The organism is Nocardioides sp. CFH 31398, from assembly GCF_022436705.1.
Classification (GTDB): domain Bacteria; phylum Actinomycetota; class Actinomycetes; order Propionibacteriales; family Nocardioidaceae; genus Nocardioides.
On sequence record NZ_JAKUHT010000028.1, the window covers coordinates 47,045 to 66,929 of the forward strand.

A 19,885-nucleotide genomic window follows, 5' to 3' on the forward strand; every position below is an offset into this window, starting at 1 on the left:
TCGATCTTGTACGGTTCGTCCTGCGCCGGCCCGGTGTGGGGCCGGGCCGGCGCCCCTCAGGCCCGCAACCGCGCTCCCGAGGCCGTGTCGAAGACGAAGACGTCGCCCGGGTCGACCGCGACGTGCACCGTCTCCCCCCGGGTGGCGCCACCACCGGGGACGGCCCGCCCGTCGGTGCGGACGACGAGCGGCAGGACGTCGATCCCGGCGCCCGCGCGGCGGGCGTGGACGTAGGAGTCGGCGCCGAGCTCCTCGACCACGAGGACCTCGGCCTCGAGACCCCTCTCGGCGGCGCCGACCAGGCGCCACGACTCGGGCCGGACCCCCAGCGTCACCGGGCCGGTGACCTGCGCGGCGACCGCCGGCGCCAGCGGGACGGCGTACGCGCCGACGCGGGCGTGGTCGCCCTCGACGTCCGCCTCGACGAGGTTCATCTGCGGGGAGCCGATGAAGCCCGCGACGAACAGGTTGGCGGGGTCGCGGTAGAGCGCGAGCGGGGTGTCGACCTGCTGCAGGACGCCGTCCTTCATCACCGCGACACGGTCGCCCATCGTCATCGCCTCGACCTGGTCGTGGGTGACGTAGACGGTCGTCGTGCCGAGCTCGGCCTGGACCCGCGCGATGTCGGCGCGGGTCTGCACCCGCATCTTCGCGTCGAGGTTCGACAGCGGCTCGTCCATGCAGAAGACCTGCGGGCTCCTCACGATCGCGCGGCCCATCGCCACCCGCTGCCGCTGACCGCCGGACAGCGCCTTCGGCTTGCGGTCGAGGTAGTCGGTCAGGCCGAGCATCGCCGCGGCCTTCTCGACGCGTGCGCGCCGCTCGGCCCTGCCCACGCGCCCGACCTTGAGGGCGAAACCCATGTTGTCGGCGACGGTCATGTGCGGGTAGAGCGCGTAGGACTGGAACACCATGGCGATGTCGCGGTCCTGCGGCGGGACGGCCGTGACGTCACGGTCCCCGATGAGGACCCGGCCGCCGTCGACCTCCTCGAGCCCGGCGAGCATCCGCAGCGTCGTCGACTTGCCGCAGCCCGAGGGGCCGACCAGCACCATGAACTCGCCGTCGGCGATGTCCAGGTCGATGCCGTGCACCGCCGGCTCGGAGGAGCCGGGGTAGACCCGCCGGGCCTTCTCGAACCTCACGCCGGCCATGGGACCTCCTGGGGGTGCTCGTCGTGGGCCAGCCACTGCCGCACCTCGGGGGCGGCGAAGCGGCGGGCGTCGCGCAGGATCCTCTCCCGCGCGCCCGGGTCGGGGTCGGGACCGACCAGGCGGAACACGTCGGCGCTCTGCGCGACGCGGGGGAGCAGCGCGCGCAGCAGGGCGTCGTCGCCGAGCCGGTCGGGGGTCGGGTCGACCCCGGCGAGGCGACCGAAGCGCAGCGCCATCTCGTGCTGCTCGCGGTAGCCGACGTGGTGGCCCTCGCGGACGCACGCCTCCAGGCCGGCGCGCATCGCCGCCTCCCCGTACGCCGGGGCGCGTCCGCTGAACGTGTACGCGATGAAGCGGGCCTGCTGCTCCAGCGGGACGGCGTAGGGCCCCAGCTGGGCCCACAGGCCCGCGAGCGCGAGGCCGGGGAGGTCGGGGTGGAAGGTGAAGTCCGCGGCGGTGCAGCCGTGCGGCCCGAGGCCGAGGGTGGTGCTGATCCGTGCGTCGAGGAACGGCAGGTCCAGGACGAAGCCGGTGGCCGCGAGCAGGACGTCGACGTCCTCCACGTCGCCGTCGGCGAACCGCACGGTGCGCCCCGCCGTGCCGGTGGGCCAGCCGTGCAGGACGACGCGGTCCTCGGCGACGAGGTTGAGGTACGACTGGCTGCCCGTGACGCCCGCGAGGGCGAAGTCGGGGTGGGGCGCGGGCGCGCCGTAGTCGGCGGGGTTGCCCGCGAGGCGCAGGACGCGGGCCTCGGCGGCGGCGACCTGCTGCGGCAGCGGGGTGCTCGTGACGCCCTCGGCGAGCGCGCGGGTGAAGACGTAGGACTCGACCGGCGTGCCGACGTACATCTTGGGCATGACGTAGCGCTGCCGGCGCTGCGCGAGGTGGACCTCGGCGGCGCCGCCGGTCGCGAGGTCGGTGAGGACCTCCAGCGCGGAGATCGCGCCCCCGCACACCACGACCCGCTGGTCGCGGAAGGCCTCGGGGCCGGGGTAGTCGAAGGCGTGCTCGGTGCGGCCCCCGAAGGTGTCCCAGCCGGGGACCGGCGGCGGCTCGGGCGTGGTGTAGCGGCCGGTGGCGACGACGACCCGCGGCGTCTCGACGGAGGCGGTGGTGCCGGCGCGCGTCCAGGTGACCCGGTAGCCGCCCCGCTCGAGCAGGGCCACCTCGTCGACGCGCGCACCGAACGTCAGCGACTCGTGGAGGTCGTGCTGCGCGGCGTAGGTGCGGAGCAGGTCGAGGACCTCGCCGTTGCGGGGGAAGACGGCGGTGCCGTCGGGGTGGTCGACGTCGGAGAACCGGGTCAGGAACGAGGCGGTGTTCGTCCGCATCTGCGGCCACACCCCGGACGACGGGTTGTCGCGGTGCCACTGCCCGCCGAGGTCGTCGTACGCCTCGAGGGTGAGGACGACGAAGCCCTCCGAGCGCAGCCACCGCGTCGCGGCGAGGCCGGCCATCCCGGCGCCGACCACGACGACGTCGGGTCGGCGGGTCGCCGCGGTGCCGCTCATCCGCGGCCCCGCAGCCGGTCGAGCTCGGCGACGAGGACCTCGGCGAACGCCTCGTCGTTCACGTGGTGCTCGGAGGTGACGACCCGGACGTCGTCGCCGGCCGTGCGACGCAGCGCGGCGCGGAACGCCTCGTCGGCCTCCGGGTCCCAGAAGTCGCCGCCGGGCACGTCGAGGGCGGACACCCCGCCGAGGGGCAGGACGACAGTGGTCGTGGCCGGCGAGCGGGCGACCCGCTCGCCGACGAGCTCGCCCAGCCGGGCCGACTCCTCGGCGTCCGTGCGCACCAGCGTGACGAACCGGTTGTGCTGGTGGATGGTCCGCCCCCGCATCGCCGGGGGGACGGTGTCGGGCGGCCCGAAGTTGATCGTGTCGAGCGCGCCGGGGACGACGACCTGCGGGACGCCGGCCGCCGCGGCCGCCGTCAGCCGGTCCTCGCCGGCCGACAGGGTGCCGCCCGCGACGAGGTCGGCGAGCTCGGTCGTGGTGACGTCGACGACGGCGTCGACCAGGCCGTCGGCGACCAGCCGTTCCATCGAGGCGCCGCCCGTGCCGTTCGCGTGGAAGGCGAGGACCTCGTCGCCGCGGGCCTCGAGCCGGTGCCGGACGTGGCCGACGCAGGGCGTGGTGATCCCGAACATCGAGACCGCGACGGTCCCGTGCGGCTCGGCCCGCATCCCGGTGGTCTCGCCCGGCGACGGTGTCGCCCGGGCCGCGTGGTGCTCGGTGGCCTGCGCCGCCAGGGACGCGGCGGTACGGTCGAGGACCGAGCGCAGCACGTGGTTGTCGCCCTCGACGTCGACGACGGGGAAGACGAGCTGGGCGTCCAGGCCCTGCAGGTAGGGGCGGGTGTCGCCCGCGACGATGGTCGAGACGAGCACCTTCGGGACGCCGAAGGGCAGGGCGGGCAGGACGGCGGCGAAGACGTCCGCCCCGCCCGACCCGGCGGCCGAGACGAGCCCGTCGACCCGGCCCGCGGCGTGCAGGCCGGCGACGACCTCGGCCGCGGCGGCGCCCATCGCGGCGAGCGTGGCGGCGCGGCCGGCGTCCCCGCCCCGGTCGACGCCCGTCCGGTCGGCGAGGTCGGCGGCCGTGGTCTCGGCGTCGGCGTCCGAGCGGGTCCCGAAGTCGACCCGGTGGACGGCGCAGCCGCGGGCCCTCAGGCCGTCGACCAGCCGGCCGAGGGGCTCCGCCTTGGTGTCCCAGGCGCCGAGGACGACCACCGTCGGCCGGTCGCTGGCGGGTGCGCTCACGGCAACGGACCCATCGGCAGCTGCTTGAACGTCGAGACGACGTCGGCGATGGGCTCCTCGATCGGGATCCGCTCGATGCTGGACGCGCCGACGAACCCGACGGTCGTCGTCCGACCCAGCACGTAGGCGACGTCGTCGGGCCCGGCGAGGGGTCCGCCGTGGCTGACGACGAGCACATCGGGGTTCACCTTCCGTGCCGAGGTCGCGATCTCCTCGATCAGCGCGACGCAGTCGTCGAGCGACGTGGCGAAGTCGCTGCTCGCGCCGATCGACCCGCCGACGGTCAGGCCCATGTGGGCGACGACGACGTCGACCCCGGCCTCCGCCATGCGGCGGGCCTCGTCGGGGGTGAACACGTAGGCCATCGTGAACAGGCCCAGCTGCGAGGCGGTCGCGATCATGTCGACCTCGCGGTCGTAGCCGAAGCCGGTGGCCTCCAGGCTCTCGCGCCAGCGGCCGTCGATGATCCCGTGGCTGGGGAAGTTGATGACCCCCGCGAACCCGGCCTGCTCGAGGGTGCGCAGGAAGCGCGGCATGACGCGGGTCGGGTCGGTGCCGTTCACGCCGGCGATGACGGGGACGTCCTGCACCACCGGCAGCACCTCCCGCTCGCCCATCTCGAGGACGATCGCGTTCGCGTCGCCCAGCGCCAGCAGCCCGGCGTTCGAGCCGTGCCCGGCCATCCGGAAGCGGCCCGAGTTGTAGATGAGGATCAGGTCGGCCCCGCCGCGCTCGGCGAACTTCGCGCTGATGCCCGTGCCGGCGCCAGTGCCGACGATCGGTCGGCCCTGCTCCACCTGGGCGCGCAGCCGGGCCAGGACCTCGTCACGGGTCGTCATCGGTGGCTTCCTTTCGTGGCGCCCGAGAGGGCGGCTTCCTGGCTGGTCGTGGAGCTGGGCGTGAAGGGCGGCACGGCGACGGGCGCCCCGTGCCGCAGGGAGGACTCGTGGGCGCAGATGCCCGGCGCGGTGAACCGCGCGGACGTCACCGCGTCCAGCGGCGGCTGGGTGCCGGTGACGCAGGCGGTGACGAACTCGTGCACCAGCCGGGGGTGGGAACCGCCGTGCTCGGCGCCCCGGCGGAGCGTGCCGCCGGCGCCGTCCGGGACGTCGAACGCCGACAGGTACGGCGTCACCTCGACCGGGAGACCGGCGGTCTCGTCGACCGGCTCGAGGGGGGTCAGGGTCGAGCGTCGCCCGCGCAGGCCGCGGTCGGGCAGCGTGGGGTCGAGCGCCTGCATTGCGTAGTGGCGCAGCGGGTCGCCGTCCACGCGGGGCCACTCGACGCTGCCGGCGTCGCCGTACACGTCGAAGCCCTCCGTGTAGGGCCGCGCGGTCTGGAAGAACGACAGCGTCACCTGGGCGAGCAGGTCCGAGCCGGCGAGGGTGAACAGGCCCACCTGGGTCGGGAACGGGTTGCCGGAGGCGCCGAGGCGGTCGGGGGTGAGGCGCCCGGAGCCGAGGCAGACGACCTGCTCGACGTACGTCTGCTCCAGCGCGAGCGCCGGGGCGAGGGCGTGGGTGGCGTACTGCATCGGCGGGTAGCCGCGCCAGTACTCCGGGTAGCCGTCGAGGTTCTGGACGTGGAAGCCGTGGTAGCCGGTCAGCGTGCCCAGCGCCCCGTCGCGGTGCAGCCGCTCGACCGCGGCGTACTCGCGGCCGCGGACGGCGGTCTCCATCATCGTGTAGACGAGCCCGGTCCTGGCCTGCGTCTCCACGAGGGCGTGGACGTCGTCCAGCGAGGTGGCCATCGGGACGGCGCACGCGCAGTGGCGGCCCGACTCGAGCACGGCCAGGCTGAGCGCGGCGTGGAACGAGACCGGCGCGAGCACGTGGACGGCGTCCCAGGCGTCGGTGGCGAGCAGGGCGTGGACGTCGGTGAACCGGTCGGGGACGCCGTACCGGTCGCCGACGTCGGCGAGCCGACGCTCGTCGGTGTCGACGATCGCGACCCGCCCCACGGCGGGGTGGGCCTGGTAGACGGGCAGGAAGTCCTCCCCGAACCCCAGGCCGACGATCGCGACGTCCACCGTCGTGCTGCCGCTCACAGGTCGACCTGCTCCTGGGTGCCGCGCAGGAAGACGACGCCGCCGGTGGCGAACCTCGGCACGTCCGCCGACGCCGCCTGCCCCTCCGGCGAGGCGAGGACGGCGTCCATCGCCTCGGCCGACTCGGCGAGGAGGTCGACGACGAGGTACACGTCCCCACCGACCGCCGGGGACTCCCCGGTCTGGTCGTCGGTCCACGTGAGGTTCCACCCGGTGAGCCCGCGCATCTTCTCCGCGATCGGCAGGTGGACCTCCCGGTAGTACCGGTCGAACTCCGCCGGGTCGTCGGGGCGGCCGTAGAGGATGGTCATGCGGTGCACGTCATCTCCTTGTCGTCGTCGTCGTCGTCGGTGGCCGGGGCGCGCCACCCGAGGTGGTCGAGCGGTGACCGAGCGGCGCCGGGGCTCGCTCCCTGCCCGCCCACCGGGAGCGCCCTCACTTCACCGCTCCCACGGACAGCCCCTCGACGAGGCGGCGCTTGGCGACGAGGAAGACGACCAGCAGCGGGATCGACGTCAGCAGCGCGAGCCCCATCAGCCGGTTCCAGCTCGTCGCGTACAGCGAGGTCTGCTGCGCCAGCAGCCCCGACACGGGCAGCTGCGCGGGGTCGGTCAGCAGCGTCGTGGCGTAGATGAACTCACCCCACGTGATGATGAAGACGATCGCGCCGACGGTGGCGATGCCGTTCGGCAGCATCGGCAGCACGATCGACCGGAAGGTGCGGAAGCCGGAGGCGCCGTCCATCTGCGCCGCCTCGTACAGCTCGGTGGGGATGCCCAGCACGAAGGGTCGCATCAGCAGCACCGCGAACGGCGCGAGCAGCGCGACGTCGGCGAGCACGAGGCCCCACACGTCGTTGACGAGCTGCCACTCGGCGAGGATCCCGTACAGCGGGATGACGGCCATCGGCTGCGGCACCATCTGCAGGACGAGGAAGAGCGCCAGGACCCAGGCCACGACCCGCGCCCACCAGGGGCCGGTCCGCCGGCCCAGCGCGTACGCCGCGGGGACGGCGACCGCGAGCACGAGCACGGTCACCGCGGCGGCGACGCGGAACGACGTCCACACCGAGGTCGACGCGACCTCGAGGATGTCGGAGAACGTCGACAGCGAGGGCGTGAACACGATCGCGTTTGGCTGGGAGGCGATGACCTCGTCGGACTTCAGCGCGGTCAGCACGATCCACAGCAGCGGCACGAGGTAGACCACGCCGAGCAGCAGCGCGACCAGGGTGCCGGGGCGCGGCAGCCGCACCGGACGCCGGGCGGGCGAGGTCAGGGCACTCACGCCGACTCCTCCTTCCGGACGCCCCACGCGTAGGGGACGGCGAGCAGGGCGATCACGACCATCAGCACCGAGGCGATGGCGGCACCGATCCCGAAGGAGTAGGTGCGGAACGCCTCCTGGTAGGCCAGGAACGGCAGGGTCGTGGTCACGGTGCCGGGCCCGCCGGAGGTCATGACGTAGACGAAGTCGAAGCTGCGGAAGGCGTAGAGCACGACGAGGATCGTCAGGACGGCGAGCGTCGGGCGCAGCAGCGGGATCACGACGCTGACCGCCTGCCGCACCGGGCCGGCGCCGTCCAGCGAGGCCGCCTCGAGGACCTCCGTCGGGATGGCGAGCATCCCGCCGCGGATGATGAGGATCGCGAACGGCAGGCTCGCCCACGCCGCCACCAGGCTCACCGACCACAGCGCGAGGTCGGGGTCGCTGAGCCAGTCCACGGCAGGCAGGCCGACCAGCTCGAGCGTCGAGTTCACCAGGCCGTCGCCGGCGAGCAGGAACTTCCAGACGCTCCCCGAGACCAGGGGCGGCAGCGCCCACACGAACACCATGAGCGACAGCACCGCGCTGGTGAGCCGACTGGGCCGGGCGAGGACCGCCGCGGCGACGTAGCCGATGACGAGGTCGACCACGAGCAGCACGCCGGTGAAGACCAACGTGGCCCTCACGGCGGGCCAGAAGGTGTCGGAGTCGAGCACCTCGCGGTAGTTCTCGGCGCCGAGGAACTCCCAGTCGGCGATCAGGGTCGCCGGGCCGACGTCGCTGACCGACATCCGCACCATCTGCACGATCGGGTAGACGCCGAGAGCGGCGCAGACGACCACGGCGGGCACGAGGTACGCCGCCAGGTGCGGCCGAGGGAGCCCGCGCCGGGTCTCCCCCGGACCCCCCGGCGCCGGCTCCTCCGCCACCGCCGGGGGAGCGCCCCCGGCGGAGTCCGTGACGCCCGCGGTCGAGGTCACGCGCAGCCCCCGCCGCCCTCTTCCTTGGCGTCCTCGACCCCGGTCACGCCGCGCTCGGCGGCCTCGGCGGCGTCCGACTCACCGGAGATGACCGAGCTGCCGACCTGGCCGATCACGGTCTGCATCTGGGCGGTCTCCTCGTTCAGCGGCCACGAGGCGGTGTTGCTCGCCGCCTCCACGAACGGGGCGACGAGCTCGTCGTCCGCGACCTCCGGCTGGGAGGCGACGTCCGCGCGGGTGGGGATCTGGCCGGAGTCCTCGAAGTTGATCAGGCCCGCCTCGGGCGAGAGCCAGGCGTCCTCGATGTACTGCCACGCCAGGTCCGGGTCGTCGGCGAAGGCGCCGATGCCGAGCCCCTCGCCGCCGGGGAAGACCCGGCTGCCGTCGCTGCCGGCGGGGTACTGCGTCGAGCCCAGCTCGAACGGCAGGTCCGCGGCCGCGCCGAGGTTCCAGTTGCCGTTGATGCCGAACGCCGCGTCGCCGGAGGCGAACTGCGTCCACGCGTCGGTCTGGTCCCAGTTGGCGGCCTCGCGGGGCAGGATGCCGTCCTCGGACCAGGACTGCAGGCGGCTCAGCGCGTCCTCCAGGGTGGCGTCGTCGAGGTTGCAGTAGTCGACGCCCTCGCCCAGCAGGAGCGGGAAGTACATCCACGCGCCCTCGACGGTCGGCGCGCCCGACATCGTCAGCGGCGTGTACTGCCCGTCGTCCGCGACCTGCTCGAGGGCGGCCTGGAACTCGTCGACCGTCTCGGGCGGCTCGATGCCGAGCTCGTCGAGGATGTCGGCGTTGTAGTAGAGGCCGAGCAGGTTCGTGTACGACATGACGTTGTAGACCTCGTCGTCCAGCCGCCAGACCGAGGAGTCCGAGACCTGGTCGGCGTCGGCGTACTCCTCCCAGTACGGCGTGAGGTCGGTCAGCACCCCGGAGCCGGCGAGCGCGGGGAAGTCGACGACGACGTTGTCGAGGACGATGTCGGGACCGTCCTGCGTCGTGGCGGTGGACAGCAGGCGGGTGGGCAGCTGCTCGAACGGGATCTGGACGACCTCGAACTCGACGTCGGGGTTGGACTCGGCGAAGAGCTGGTTCTGCCGCTCGAGGGCCGCGATCTGGCCGTCGGCGGTGTAGTAGTGCCAGATGGTCAGCGTCTGCGGGCCGCTGCTGGACTCCTCGTCGGAGTCGGAGCCGCCCCCGCAGGAGGCCAGGACGAGGCAGGCGGTGGCGGCGAGGGCGCCGGTCTTCGACAGTCGTCGGACGCGCATGTGGACCCCAAACTCGACTTCGTCGGTATATGTTGACGCGCAACGTAATTCGGACGCAACGTACTGTCAACAACCGTCATACGATCGGTCAACCACCGAATTGCACCGTCTCCCGAGCACCCTGATCCGTCTCACCGATCCACGATCCACTCACCGGTCCACTCACCGAAGGAGCCCTGGCGTGAGCACACTGCCCGACCTGGTCGGTCGTACGTCGCGCGCCGGCGAGGCCCTCTCGCTGATCCGCAGCGGCTCCGCGACGACGATCGCCGAGCTGTCGGCAGCGATGGGCCTGGCCCGGTCGACCGTCTCCGAGCGCGTGGACCTGCTCGTGGGCCGCGGTCTGGTCAGCGCGGAGCTCGCGCCGGCGCAGGGCCGGGGCCGGCCGGCGTCCGTGTTCCGGTTCGACCCGACGGCGCGGGTCGCGCTCGTGGCGCAGGTCGGCATGAGCGGCATGCGGGTCGGCGTCACCGACCTGTCGGGGACGATCCTGCACACCGTCACCGCCGACGTCGCCGTCGGCCAGGGGCCCCGGGCGCTCGTGGAGGAGGTGCAGACCGCCTTCGAGCAGTGCCTCGCCGCGACCGGTCGCACCCACGACGACGTCGCCGGGGTCGGCGTGGGCCTGCCGGGCCGGATCGAGCTCGACACCGCGCCGGGGGGCACGGCGCCGCCCGCGGCGTGGTCGCCGTACGGCGTGCGCGCGATCCTCGCCGAGGCCTGGGACGTCCCCATCGGCGTCGACCGCGCGGTGAGCCTGCTGGCCAGCGCGGAGCAGCGCAGCTTCCACCCCGGCGCCACCGTCCTGCTGGGGCTCAAGGTCGGCACCGTCGTCGAGTGCGGGGTCGTCGTCGACGGACGCAGCGTCGGCGGCGGCAGCGGCATCGCCGGCGAGATCGGCCACACCGCCGTCGCCGGTGCGGAGGCGCCGTGCGTGTGCGGCAACGTCGGCTGCCTCAACGCCGTCGCGAGCGGCGGAGCGCTCGCCCGCGACCTCGCCGCGGCCGGCCACCCCGTGGCGTCGGCCCGCGAGGTGGCCGCCCTGGCCGCCGGCGGGGACGTCGACGCGACGCACGCCGTCCGCGAGGCCGGCCGCCGGATCGGCGGGGTGCTCGCCGGTGCGGTGAACCTGCTGAACCCGGACGTCGTCGTGGTGTGGGGCTACCTCGCCGACGGCGGCGACCACCTGGTGGCCGGGCTGCGGGAGGGGCTCTACCGGGCCGCCGTCCCCGCCGCCAGCCGCCACGTGCGGCTCGAGGCGGCGCGGTACGGCGACGACGCCGCCCTGAAGGGCGCCGCCACCGCCGTCATCGAGCTCGCCCTCGACCCCGCCCACGTCGACACGCTGCTGCCGCGCGAGGCGTGAGGCGCCAGCGGGGAGGGGCGCGAGGAGACCTCGGGAGGACGGAGGATCTCAGCGCATGGGGCGCTGAGATCCTCCCCTTGTCACGACCGCGCGGATCAGGCCGTGAAGTCGAGCACCAGCCGTCCGCGGACGCCGCCGGCCTCGAGACGGCGGTGGGCGTCGGGGGCCTCCGCGGCGGGGAGGACGTCGGCGACGCGCGGGGTGACCTGGCCCGTGACGGCCAGGCGGACCAGCTCGTCGAGCCAGTCGCGGCGCTCGGCGGCCTCGCGCACCCAGACGGGGTGCACGTGCAGGCCGCGGGAGCCGTCGCCCTGGTAGCCGCGGACGGTCGCGACGTGGCCGCCCTCCTTCACCATCGGCAGCACGTCGGCGCCCTGCAGCGAGCCGTCGGCCAGCCCGTCGACGCCGTCGGGGAGCTCGGTGAGCACCGCCTCGGTGACGCCGTCGCCGCGCGGGACGACGACGTCCGCGCCGAGGCCGAGGACGAGGTCCTCCTCGCCCTCCTTGGCGTCGGCCACGACGGTGATCCCGCGGGCCACGGCCAGCTGGACGACGTACCCGCCGAACGCGCCCGCCGCGCCGGTCACCGCCAGCACCTGACCGGCCTCGAGCCCCAGCAGGTCGAGGGCGAGCATCGCGGTTAGCCCGTTCATGGGCAGGCTCGCGGCCTCGGCGTCCGAGAGGGAGTCGGGCACGGGCGTGACGGAGCGGGCGGACAGGACGAGGTCCTCGCGGTAGGCGCCGTGCGGGCCGTCGGGGACGACGATCCCCATCACCCGGTCGCCCTCGGCGAGGCCCTCGACAGGGTCGCCGACCTCGACGACGGTCCCGGCGACGTCCATGCCCGGAACGGCGCCCGGCGGGGGAGCGGTGGGCGACTCGTCGCGCATCCCGGACCGCAGGCCGGTGTCGGTGGGGTTCACCGCCGCGGCGGCGACACGCAGGCGCACCTGGTGCGGACCGAGGTCCTCCGCCGGCAGGTCCAGCTCGTGAAGGGCCTCCGGCCCGCCGTACTCGGTCACTCCGATGGCTCGCATCCTTCCGGTGTACCCGACGCGCGGTGAGCCACGGGTTGCCGGACCGGCAAACCGACGTGCCGAACGGGGCTCGGTCGGTCAGGCTGGGGTCATGCGTTGGACCGATGACCTGGAGCACCGCCTCGACGAGCTGCTCGACGAGTACCGCGAGCACCTCCTGGGGACGCTGGAGGGCCTGACCGAGGAGGAGGCCCGGGCTCGGCTCGTGCCGTCCGCGACGACGTTGCTCGGCCTCGTGAAGCACGTGACGTACGTCGAGCGCGTGTGGTTCGACCAGGCCGTCACCGGCACCCCGCTGAAGGACCTGGGGGTCGCCTCGACCCCGAGCCGGTCGTTCACGCTGCGCCGCGACGACACGGTCGAGAGCATCAGCGCGGCGTACCGCCGCACCTGCGAGGACTCCCGACGCCGGCTCGCCGACCTCGCCATGGACGACGAGGTGGACGGCAAGGGCGCCCGGGTCGTCTGGGCGCTGCGGCTGCAGGTGCTGCGCGAGCTCGCCCACCACAGCGGGCACGCCGACATCCTCCGCGAGCAGCTGCTCGCCGCCCGCGACGCCTGAGGGCCTGCGGCGGGCGGTCAGCCGAAGCGGCGCCAGGACCCCTCGGAGACGACGTCCACCTCGCCGCCGACGACCCTGATCGCGGACGCGTCGTCGAGGGCGTACGCCGGCCCGCCGAGCTCCGCGGCCCACCGGGCGGCCTCCTCGGCCGTGTTCTCCGGCAGGTCGGGGGAGTCCAGGTGCGGGAAGATCGAGAAGTCGACCACGCCCAGCGTCTCGTCGGTGCCCGACGGTGCCTCCCACTCGACGAAGTCGGCGCCGACGCGGGGCGTCATGACCATGCTGCCCGCACTGAGGCCCACCCAGACGGTCTCGTCGAGGGAGGGCAGCACCGCGGCGAGGCCGGACTCGTGCAGCCAGTGGTGCAGGTAGAGAGCGTCGCCGCCGCCGACCAGCAGGACGTCGGCCTCGGTCACCCACGGCTCCCACCGCTCGCGCCCGATGCTGGGCAGGGCGGTGAGCTCGAGGAGCCCGACCGAGCGCCACCCCAGCTCGGCCATGGGCAGGCCGCTGCGCCCCGCCACGAAGCGCCACGCGTTGCCCGGGCCGGTCATCGGGTGGCCCCAGCTCGCCGTCGGGACCACGAGCGCGGTCGACTCCTCGACCGGGCGGCCGAGCAGCCCGACGAGTGCCTCACGGATCGAGGGGTTCGAGACGCCCCCGGACGTCAGCAGCAGCTTCACGACCGCTCGGTCCCCGTCAGCCCGCGCCGCACTCGCGCCAGCGGCCGTCGCGACGACACAGCCCGAGGCTGACGTACGTCGTGTCGCTGGGCCGCGGCCTGAACCGCGCCTCCAGGTACGTGAACCGCGCGCTGCGGCGGGGGAGCGACCACCGGGCGACACCGCGGGCGCCCGTGTCGCGCGCGGCGCGGTAGGTCCGCCCCCCGCTGGTGCCCCGGAACCGCACGGTGGCGCCACGCACGCGCTCAGCGGAGCCGCGGCGGACCAGGACGACCGAGAACGCCGAACGCCCCACCGTCGGCGCCCGCAGGGCGAAGCGCTCGAAGACCGGCGAGCCCCCGGAGGCGCTCGGCGACGACGGCGCGCCGGACGCGGGCGCGACCGGGGCCACGAGCAGGCCGAGCACGAGCGCGAGCAGCAGGGACGCGAGCGGGGAGCGGGGCATGGGCGGGACGCTACCGATGGGCTCCGACACCCGGCAGCCGGTCACGCGTTTCCGTCCAGCGGAAGACCCGCCTCGTCGGCCGGGCCCCGCCCGGTGCACCGTGGTCCCCGTGACCGCCACCACACGCACGCGCACCCAGGTCGCCGTCGTCGGCGCGGGCCCCGCCGGCCTGCTGCTGACCCACCTCCTCGCCCGCGCCGGGGTCGAGTCCGTCGCGGTCGAGGTCCGCTCGCGGCGGGAGATCGAGGAGACGCACCGCGCCGGCATCCTCGAGCAGGAGTCGGTCGACGTCCTCGTCGAGTCGGGCGTCTCCGACCGGGTGCTCCGCGACGGCTACCGCCACGACGGCATCGAGCTCGCCTTCGGCGGCACCGGGCACCGCATCGACTTCCAGGGCCTCGTCGGCGCCTCGACGCAGCTCTACCCGCAGACCGACGTCTTCGTCGACCTCGCCGACGCCCGCGCCCGCGACGGGGGCGACGTCCGTTTCGGGGTCACGGAGGTCAGCGTGCACGACGTCGAGTCCGAGACCCCGCGTGTGCTGTTCACCGACCCGGACGGCGTCGCGCACGAGCTCGTCGCCGACGTCGTCGTCGGCGCCGACGGCTCCCGCAGCCACTGCCGCGCGCAGGTGCCGGAGACCGCCCGCCGCCAGTACTTCCGCGAGTACCCCTTCGCCTGGTTCGGGATCCTGACCGAGGCCCCGCCCAGCGCCCCCGAGCTGATCTACAACCACTCGCCGCAGGGCTTCGCCCTCATCAGCTCGCGCACCGAGACGCTGCAGCGCATGTACTTCCAGTGCGACCCGGCCGAGAACCCCGACGACTGGTCGGACGACCGCATCTGGTCGGAGCTGCAGGGTCGCCTCGGCGCCAACGGCTACACGCTGAAGGAGGGGCCCATCACCTCCCGCAGCGTCCTGCCGTTCCGCAGCTTCGTGCAGGAGCCGATGCACCACGGCAGGCTCGTGCTCGCCGGGGACGCCGCCCACACCGTGCCGCCCACCGGCGCGAAGGGACTGAACCTGGCGCTCGCCGACGTCCGCGTGCTCGCCGAGGAGCTGGAGCGGGTGATCGGCAAGGGCGACGCGGCCCCGCTCGAGACCTACAGCGAGCGCGCCCTCGGACGGGTGTGGAAGACGCAGCACTTCTCGTACTGGATGACCACGATGCTCCACACGCTGCCCGACGCGAGCCCCTTCGACGTCCGCCGACAGGAGGGCGAGCTCGCGCTGCTCAGCTCGTCGGTGGCCGGGTCGACGTACCTCGCCGAGGCCTACACCGGCTGGCCCGGCGCCCGCTAGCCGCCCGGCGGTCGGGCCCTAGACCGCCCGACGCCCTCCGCCGGGCGGCTGGCAGGACGGGCACCAGTAGAGCTTCCGCCCGCCGTGGGCCTCGAGCAGGATCTCGGCGCCGCACACCCGGCACGGCAGGCCGTGGCGGCGGTAGACGTAGTGGGCGTCGGTACGGCGGGCCCGGCCGGAGAAGCGTTCGCGGTGCTCGGGCTCGGTGGTGACGATGCGTCCCGACCTCACGCCGGCCTTCATCAGCTCCACCAGGTCGTTCCACGCGGCCATCAGCGTGAAGGGGTCGGCCTCGCGGCCCGGGAGGTAGGGGTCGAGGCCGTGGCGGAACAGGATCTCGGCGCGGTAGACGTTGCCGATCCCCGCGACCACGGACTGGTCCATGAGCAGCGTCGCCAGCGGCGCCCGGCTCTTCCCGAGCCGGGTCATCAGCGGGGTGGGGTCGGTGTCCTTGCGCAGCGGGTCCGGGCCGAGGCGTGAGAGCACCGCCTCCCGCTCGGGCGGGGTGAGCAGCTCGCAGGCGATGGGCCCGCGCAGGTCGAGCCAGCGGACGTCGTCCTCGTCGTCCTCGTCGCGGCTGACCAGCCGCAGCCGCAGGGCGCCACGGGGCTCCTCCGGCTCACCGCGACCCTCCTGGAACTTGCCGTACAGACCGAGGTGCACGTGCAGGAGCTGCGAAGCCCCGCGCGAGTCGTCCGCGGGGTCCGCGTAGTGGTGGAACAGGTGCTTGCCCCACGCCTCGGTGGAGCGCAGCCGGGCGCCGTCGATCAGCGCGGCGCCCTCGGCGAAGCGCCCCTGGGGGCTGCTCGCCTCGACGGTGCGTCCGCGCAGCAGTCGCCGGTGTCGGTTGGCGAGACGGTGGATGGTGTGGCCTTCGGGCACCCGGAGATCATCACCGACCACCCCAACGGTGGTGTCGGCGCCTCCGGGCGGGGGTCACGGCGCGACGCGGAACACGGGCCAGCCGATCTCGGTGCGCCACGCGGAGACGTCGTCGGTGTCGACCGGGCCGACCAGGTAGGTCTCGCGCACGGGGCCCGCCACCGCCAGCGCGTTGCGGACGAGCCAGCGGCCGACCTCGCCGTAGGTGACGTCGACGTCGTCGTGACCCCCGGTGTGGGTGGCCACCGCCAGGTCGACGGCGGGCAGCGTCACGGGCCGGACCCGGCCCCGGCGCGGCGGGTCCGCGCACGGCCGGTGGACGACGGCGCGACCGCGGCCGGCCGCGAACAGCGCGTCGTCGTATACCCGCCCGGCGGCCCGTCCGGCGCCGACCCGACGGCGGCCAGCGTCGACTCGAGCTCGGCCCTCGCCCCGGCGTACCAGGTCGGGACGTCGTCGGCGTCCACCTCGTCCGCCACCGCGGCCACCCTCTGCTCGCCGACCGCGCGCAACGTGACGGCGACCGGGGCGGGTTCGGGGTCGAGGAGTCGCCGCAGCGACGACACCGCCGCCCGGGTGCGGTCGAGCTCCGCCTCGAGGCGCCGCAGGTGGCCCGTGACCAGCGCGGCGCGCTCCTCCGGGTCGGGCGAGTCCAGGACCCGGCGTACGTCGGGCAGCGGGACGTCGAGCTCCCGGAGCCGGTGGATGACCTGCGCGGTCGGGATCTGGTCCGGGTCGTAGGACCGGTAGCCGGTCGCGGCGTCCACCCGGGCGGGCACGAGCAGGCCGGCGTCGTGGTAGCGACGCAGCGTCCGCACGCTCAGGTGGGTCAGCCGGGAGAAGTCGCCGATCGCCAGCACGCCGGCGAGTCTGCACCCTCTCCCCGGGGGAGGGTCGAGCCCGTTGACCCTCCCGGCGCGGGACGGACCACGGTCGACGCCATGACCACACCGATCGACACCGACCAGCTGCCCGCCGTCCTCCGCGACTTCCTCCCGGCCCACGTGGCCCGCGACGACGGCGCGCTCCGCGCGTTCGCCCCCGACGCCGTCGTCACCGACGAGGGCAGGACCCTCCGCGGCCCCGAGGAGATCGGGCCCTGGCTGCGCGACGCCGGCACGGAGTTCACCTACACGACCGACGTCGTCGGCGCGGAGCGCGTGGACGACGACCACTGGGTCGCCGTCCTCCACCTCGAGGGTGACTTCCCGGGCGGGGTCGTCGACCTGCGCTACCGGTTCACCCTCCGTGACGGCCTCGTGACCGAGCTCGCGATCGCGCCCTGAGGCGACGAACGCCCCGGGCCGGCCTCACGGCAGGACGACGACCCCGTCCTCGTCGCTGACCAGGGTGCGGCCCGGGGTGAACACGGCGCCGCCGAAGCTGACCACGACGTCGCGCTCGCCGGTGGCGTCCTTCGACGACTTGCGAGGGTTGGTGCCCAGCGCCTTGAGCCCGAGGTCGAGCTCGTCGAGCTGGGCGGAGTCGCGCACGGCGCCGTGCACGACGATCCCCTCCCAGCCGTTCGAGACGGCCAGGGCGCCGATCAGGTCGCCGACGAGGGCCGTGTGCACCGACCCGCCGCCGTCCACCACGAGCACCTTGCCGGTGCCCGGCTCGCCGAGGACCTGCTTGAGCAGCGCGTTGTCCTGGAAGCACCTCACGGTGACGACCTCGCCGGAGAACCGGGCGCGTCGGCCCAGCCGGCGGAACTGGGTGTCGCACGACTGCAGGGCCTCGCCGTGGGTGTCGACCAGGTCGGCGGTGGGGAGGATCTCGCTCACGGGTGCTCCTCGGTGGGGCGGTCGGGGTCGGGCGGCCGAGGTCCAGCCTGCCCGGGGGGTTGTGCGACCACACAGGTTGCGTTGCTTGTGACCGCACTGTGACGGCGTGACAATCGCCACACCCCTCACCCTGGAGCAGTCATGACCGTCACCGACGAGAACCTCGCCCGCACCTCCGCCACCCCCGACGCCCCCAACGCCGAGATGCACGCGCTCGCGCTGGACCTGACGGACACGGTCGTGGAGGTCCTCGGCTCGCCGGACGGCCAGCGCGTCACCCACCACAAGGGCGTGGTCATGGAGGGCACGTTCACCGCCACCCCGCGCGCGGCCGAGCTGACCCGGGCCGCCCACATGCAGGGCGACCCGGTGCGGGTGACGGTGCGCTACTCCAACGGGTTCCCGAGCGCCGACCCGGACGTCGACGCCCCGGACGCGACGAAGGGCGACCCGCGCGGCATGGCCGTGAAGTTCTACCTGGACGACGGCCGCCGTACCGACCTGGTCTGCCAGGACTGGCCGGTCTTCCCGGCCGGCACCCCCGAGGACTTCCGCGACCTCCTGCGCGCCCAGCACGAGGGTCCGGAGGCGACCGAGACGTTCCTCGCCGAGCATCCCGACGTCGCCGCGGCGGGCGCGGTCGTCGACACCGTCGGCGCCCCGCCGCAGAGCTGGGCGACGATGGTCTTCCACTCCCTCAACGCCTTCAGGCTGGTCAACGAGGCGGGCGAGGGGCAGTGGGTGCGCTGGAAGCTGGAGCCGGCCGCGGGCGAGCACAGCCTCGCCGAGGCCGAGTGGGCGACCGCCGACCCGGACTACCTGATGGCGGGCGTCGTCGACGTCCTGCCCATCACGTACCGCGTGATGGCCCAGCTCGCCCGCGACGACGACCAGACCACCGACGCCAGCAAGGCCTGGCCGGCCGACCGCGAGTGGGTCGAGATGGGCACGATCGAGATCACCGGCAAGGACGGGACCCGCGAGACCGGCGGCGACGTCCTCATGCACGACCCGATGCGCCTCGTCGACGGCATCGAGCCCTCCGACGACCCCATCCTGCGCATCCGCTCGTTCGTGTACGCCGAGTCCGTCCGCCGCCGCAGCGGCGCGGGCTGCCCGATGCACCTGCGCTGAGGCGCGCCACCCCCCCGGGTGGTCGAGCAGCACGCGAGCGCAGCGAGCGCGCGTCGTCGAGACCACGGTGACGGGCCTTCGGTCCACGGCTGCTCGGCCAGCTGGCCCGGCAGCGGCCTCGACGAGCTCGCCGGTGGTGCGGAGGCGTGCCTCAGGTCGCCAGCAGCTCCCCGAGGTGGCGGTCGATCTGGGGCATGTACGTCGGGGCGACGGCGAACAGCCCGAGGTGGCCCAGGACGTCCTCGACCACCCGCAGCTCGCTGTTCGGCGTCAGGGCCTGCTCGGCCGCGCAGTCGCGAGGCGGGAAGAACATGTCCTCGTCGATCGGCATCACGAAGACCTTTGCCTGGATCCGCCCGAGCGCGGCGGCGAGGTCGCCACCGGTGTGGCGGGCGACGTCCCCGTGCTGCCACTTCCAGGCGCAGGTGAGGAGCGCGTTGGGGTCCATGACGGTGAAGTAGGGCTCGAGGAAGCCGGCGAGGAACGCCTCCTTGGACTCGAACTCCAGCGCCCGCCACACCTCCTGCTTCCAGAACTCCGTCGAGAAGCCCATGACGCCCCACAGGTGCGCCTGGCGGGTGAGCCCGTCGACGACCTCGGCGTTCGAGGCGTACTCGCCGCCGTTCCAGCCCGGGTCCGACCAGATCTGCTCGTTCAGCGTCTCGGTGTACAGCCAGTCGTGGGGGGTGTTCTGCGCGGTGCCGGCGATGGGAGCGCCGAGGCGCATCCGGTCGGGGAAGCGGACCAGCCACTCCCACGTCTGCTGCGCGCCCATCGAGCCGCCGACGACGAGCTCGAGCTGCTCGATGCCGAAGTGCTCGCGCAGCAGCTGCTCCTGCGCGCGGACGTCGTCGCCGATCCGGACCTTCGGGAACCTCGACATGGCGATCTCGGCGTTTGCGCCGTCCGCGTTGTGGGGCGAGGTCGACAGCCCGTTGCCGATCTGGTTGATCGCGACGATGAAGTACTTCTCGGGGTTCAGCGCGTGGTCGGGCCCGACGTAGGCGTCACGCCAGATCTGGTGGGTCCCGGAGTACCAGGTGGTGATGAGGATGGCGTTGTCCTTCGCGGCGTTCAGCTCGCCCCAGGTCGTGACGGCCAGCCGGCAGTCGGGGATCACCCCGCCCTCCTCGAGCTCGAACCGGCCGATGCTGATGAGCTCGTAGTCGCCGTGGTGCTCGTGGCTGTAGAAGGGGTTGTCGATCATCGTGACCTCCGAGGG

The 19,885-nt window shown here is 74.0% G+C and carries 22 protein-coding genes; 5 read left to right on the forward strand and 17 right to left on the reverse strand.

What is annotated here, in order from left to right; translation table 11 throughout:
• Nucleotides 1-56: 56 nt before the first annotated feature.
• From MJ876_RS18505 to MJ876_RS18545, 9 genes are all read right to left on the reverse strand, one after another.
• Nucleotides 57-1,154, reverse strand: a complete 1,098-nt coding sequence (locus tag MJ876_RS18505; RefSeq protein ID WP_240238699.1) for an ABC transporter ATP-binding protein — start codon at nt 1,152-1,154, stop codon at nt 57-59.
• Nucleotides 1,142-2,665, reverse strand: a complete 1,524-nt coding sequence (locus MJ876_RS18510; protein ID WP_240238701.1) for an NAD(P)/FAD-dependent oxidoreductase — start codon at nt 2,663-2,665, stop codon at nt 1,142-1,144. Before MJ876_RS18510 ends, MJ876_RS18505 begins: the two co-directional genes overlap by 13 nt.
• On the reverse strand, nt 2,662-3,915 hold the full coding sequence (locus tag MJ876_RS18515; protein WP_240238703.1) for a Tm-1-like ATP-binding domain-containing protein: 1,254 nt from the start codon (nt 3,913-3,915) through the stop codon (nt 2,662-2,664). Before MJ876_RS18515 ends, MJ876_RS18510 begins: the two co-directional genes overlap by 4 nt.
• Nucleotides 3,912-4,754 (reverse strand): phosphoenolpyruvate hydrolase family protein, encoded by an 843-nt coding sequence (locus MJ876_RS18520; RefSeq protein WP_240238705.1) that lies wholly within the window; start codon nt 4,752-4,754, stop codon nt 3,912-3,914. The genes MJ876_RS18515 and MJ876_RS18520 overlap by 4 nt, the downstream gene beginning before the upstream one ends.
• Complete coding sequence (locus MJ876_RS18525; RefSeq protein WP_240238707.1) at nt 4,751-5,962, reverse strand: Gfo/Idh/MocA family protein; 1,212 nt, start codon at nt 5,960-5,962, stop codon at nt 4,751-4,753. The genes MJ876_RS18520 and MJ876_RS18525 overlap by 4 nt, the downstream gene beginning before the upstream one ends.
• Entirely contained in the window at nt 5,959-6,273 is a 315-nt protein-coding gene (locus MJ876_RS18530) for an EthD family reductase (RefSeq protein ID WP_240238709.1), read from the reverse strand. The genes MJ876_RS18525 and MJ876_RS18530 overlap by 4 nt, the downstream gene beginning before the upstream one ends.
• Before the next feature lie 124 nt (nt 6,274-6,397).
• Entirely contained in the window at nt 6,398-7,249 is an 852-nt protein-coding gene (locus tag MJ876_RS18535) for a carbohydrate ABC transporter permease (RefSeq protein ID WP_240238711.1), read from the reverse strand.
• Nucleotides 7,246-8,208, reverse strand: coding sequence for a carbohydrate ABC transporter permease (locus MJ876_RS18540; RefSeq protein WP_240238713.1), 963 nt, complete (start codon nt 8,206-8,208; stop codon nt 7,246-7,248). The genes MJ876_RS18535 and MJ876_RS18540 overlap by 4 nt, the downstream gene beginning before the upstream one ends.
• Nucleotides 8,205-9,467, reverse strand: a complete 1,263-nt coding sequence (locus MJ876_RS18545; RefSeq protein ID WP_240238715.1) for an extracellular solute-binding protein — start codon at nt 9,465-9,467, stop codon at nt 8,205-8,207. The genes MJ876_RS18540 and MJ876_RS18545 overlap by 4 nt, the downstream gene beginning before the upstream one ends.
• A gap of 181 nt (nt 9,468-9,648) precedes the next feature.
• Between MJ876_RS18545 and MJ876_RS18550 the strand changes: the two genes are divergently transcribed.
• Entirely contained in the window at nt 9,649-10,833 is a 1,185-nt protein-coding gene (locus tag MJ876_RS18550) for an ROK family transcriptional regulator (RefSeq protein WP_240238717.1), read from the forward strand.
• 95 nt (nt 10,834-10,928) lie between these two features.
• On the opposite strand, the gene MJ876_RS18555 is transcribed toward MJ876_RS18550, so the two are convergent.
• Nucleotides 10,929-11,870 (reverse strand): NADP-dependent oxidoreductase, encoded by a 942-nt coding sequence (locus MJ876_RS18555; protein ID WP_240238719.1) that lies wholly within the window; start codon nt 11,868-11,870, stop codon nt 10,929-10,931.
• Nucleotides 11,871-11,961: 91 nt separating this feature from the next.
• Between MJ876_RS18555 and MJ876_RS18560 the strand changes: the two genes are divergently transcribed.
• Nucleotides 11,962-12,432, forward strand: coding sequence for a DinB family protein (locus MJ876_RS18560; RefSeq protein ID WP_240238721.1), 471 nt, complete (start codon nt 11,962-11,964; stop codon nt 12,430-12,432).
• Between the two features lie 17 nt (nt 12,433-12,449).
• Here the strand turns inward: MJ876_RS18560 and MJ876_RS18565 are convergent, their stop codons facing one another.
• Nucleotides 12,450-13,115, reverse strand: a complete 666-nt coding sequence (locus MJ876_RS18565; RefSeq protein WP_240238723.1) for a Type 1 glutamine amidotransferase-like domain-containing protein — start codon at nt 13,113-13,115, stop codon at nt 12,450-12,452.
• A gap of 16 nt (nt 13,116-13,131) precedes the next feature.
• The gene (locus MJ876_RS18570; protein WP_240238725.1) at nt 13,132-13,560 is read right to left on the reverse strand and encodes a hypothetical protein; all 429 of its coding nucleotides are present in this window, start codon (nt 13,558-13,560) and stop codon (nt 13,132-13,134) included.
• A gap of 109 nt (nt 13,561-13,669) precedes the next feature.
• On the opposite strand from MJ876_RS18570, the gene MJ876_RS18575 reads away from it, so the two are divergent.
• Nucleotides 13,670-14,863: a 4-hydroxybenzoate 3-monooxygenase gene (locus MJ876_RS18575; RefSeq protein WP_240238727.1), complete on the forward strand. Its 1,194-nt coding sequence runs from the start codon at nt 13,670-13,672 to the stop codon at nt 14,861-14,863.
• A gap of 18 nt (nt 14,864-14,881) precedes the next feature.
• Here the strand turns inward: MJ876_RS18575 and MJ876_RS18580 are convergent, their stop codons facing one another.
• Genes MJ876_RS18580 through MJ876_RS18590 form a run of 3 tightly spaced genes read right to left on the reverse strand, consistent with a single transcriptional unit; the run spans nt 14,882 to nt 16,605 of the window.
• A complete protein-coding gene (locus tag MJ876_RS18580; protein ID WP_240238729.1) occupies nt 14,882-15,745 on the reverse strand; it encodes a DNA-formamidopyrimidine glycosylase family protein in 864 nt (287 codons plus the stop codon).
• A gap of 54 nt (nt 15,746-15,799) precedes the next feature.
• Nucleotides 15,800-16,018, reverse strand: coding sequence for a GyrI-like domain-containing protein (locus MJ876_RS18585; RefSeq protein ID WP_240238731.1), 219 nt, complete (start codon nt 16,016-16,018; stop codon nt 15,800-15,802).
• Complete coding sequence (locus tag MJ876_RS18590; protein ID WP_240238733.1) at nt 16,015-16,605, reverse strand: MerR family transcriptional regulator; 591 nt, start codon at nt 16,603-16,605, stop codon at nt 16,015-16,017. Before MJ876_RS18590 ends, MJ876_RS18585 begins: the two co-directional genes overlap by 4 nt.
• An 81-nt stretch (nt 16,606-16,686) precedes the next feature.
• On the opposite strand from MJ876_RS18590, the gene MJ876_RS18595 reads away from it, so the two are divergent.
• A complete protein-coding gene (locus MJ876_RS18595) occupies nt 16,687-17,031 on the forward strand; it encodes a nuclear transport factor 2 family protein (protein WP_240238735.1) in 345 nt (114 codons plus the stop codon).
• 24 nt (nt 17,032-17,055) lie between these two features.
• Here the strand turns inward: MJ876_RS18595 and rraA are convergent, their stop codons facing one another.
• Nucleotides 17,056-17,529 (reverse strand): ribonuclease E activity regulator RraA, encoded by a 474-nt coding sequence (gene rraA, locus MJ876_RS18600; protein ID WP_240238738.1) that lies wholly within the window; start codon nt 17,527-17,529, stop codon nt 17,056-17,058.
• Nucleotides 17,530-17,670: 141 nt separating this feature from the next.
• On the opposite strand from rraA, the gene MJ876_RS18605 reads away from it, so the two are divergent.
• The gene (locus MJ876_RS18605) at nt 17,671-18,663 is read left to right on the forward strand and encodes a catalase family peroxidase (RefSeq protein ID WP_240238740.1); all 993 of its coding nucleotides are present in this window, start codon (nt 17,671-17,673) and stop codon (nt 18,661-18,663) included.
• A 151-nt stretch (nt 18,664-18,814) separates the two neighbouring features.
• Here MJ876_RS18605 and MJ876_RS18610 read toward each other — a convergent pair whose 3' ends face one another.
• Nucleotides 18,815-19,870 carry an alpha/beta fold hydrolase gene (locus MJ876_RS18610; RefSeq protein ID WP_240238742.1) on the reverse strand — a complete coding sequence of 352 codons (1,056 nt, stop codon included), beginning with the start codon at nt 19,868-19,870 and terminating at the stop codon, nt 18,815-18,817.
• Between the last annotated feature and the right edge of the window lie 15 nt (nt 19,871-19,885).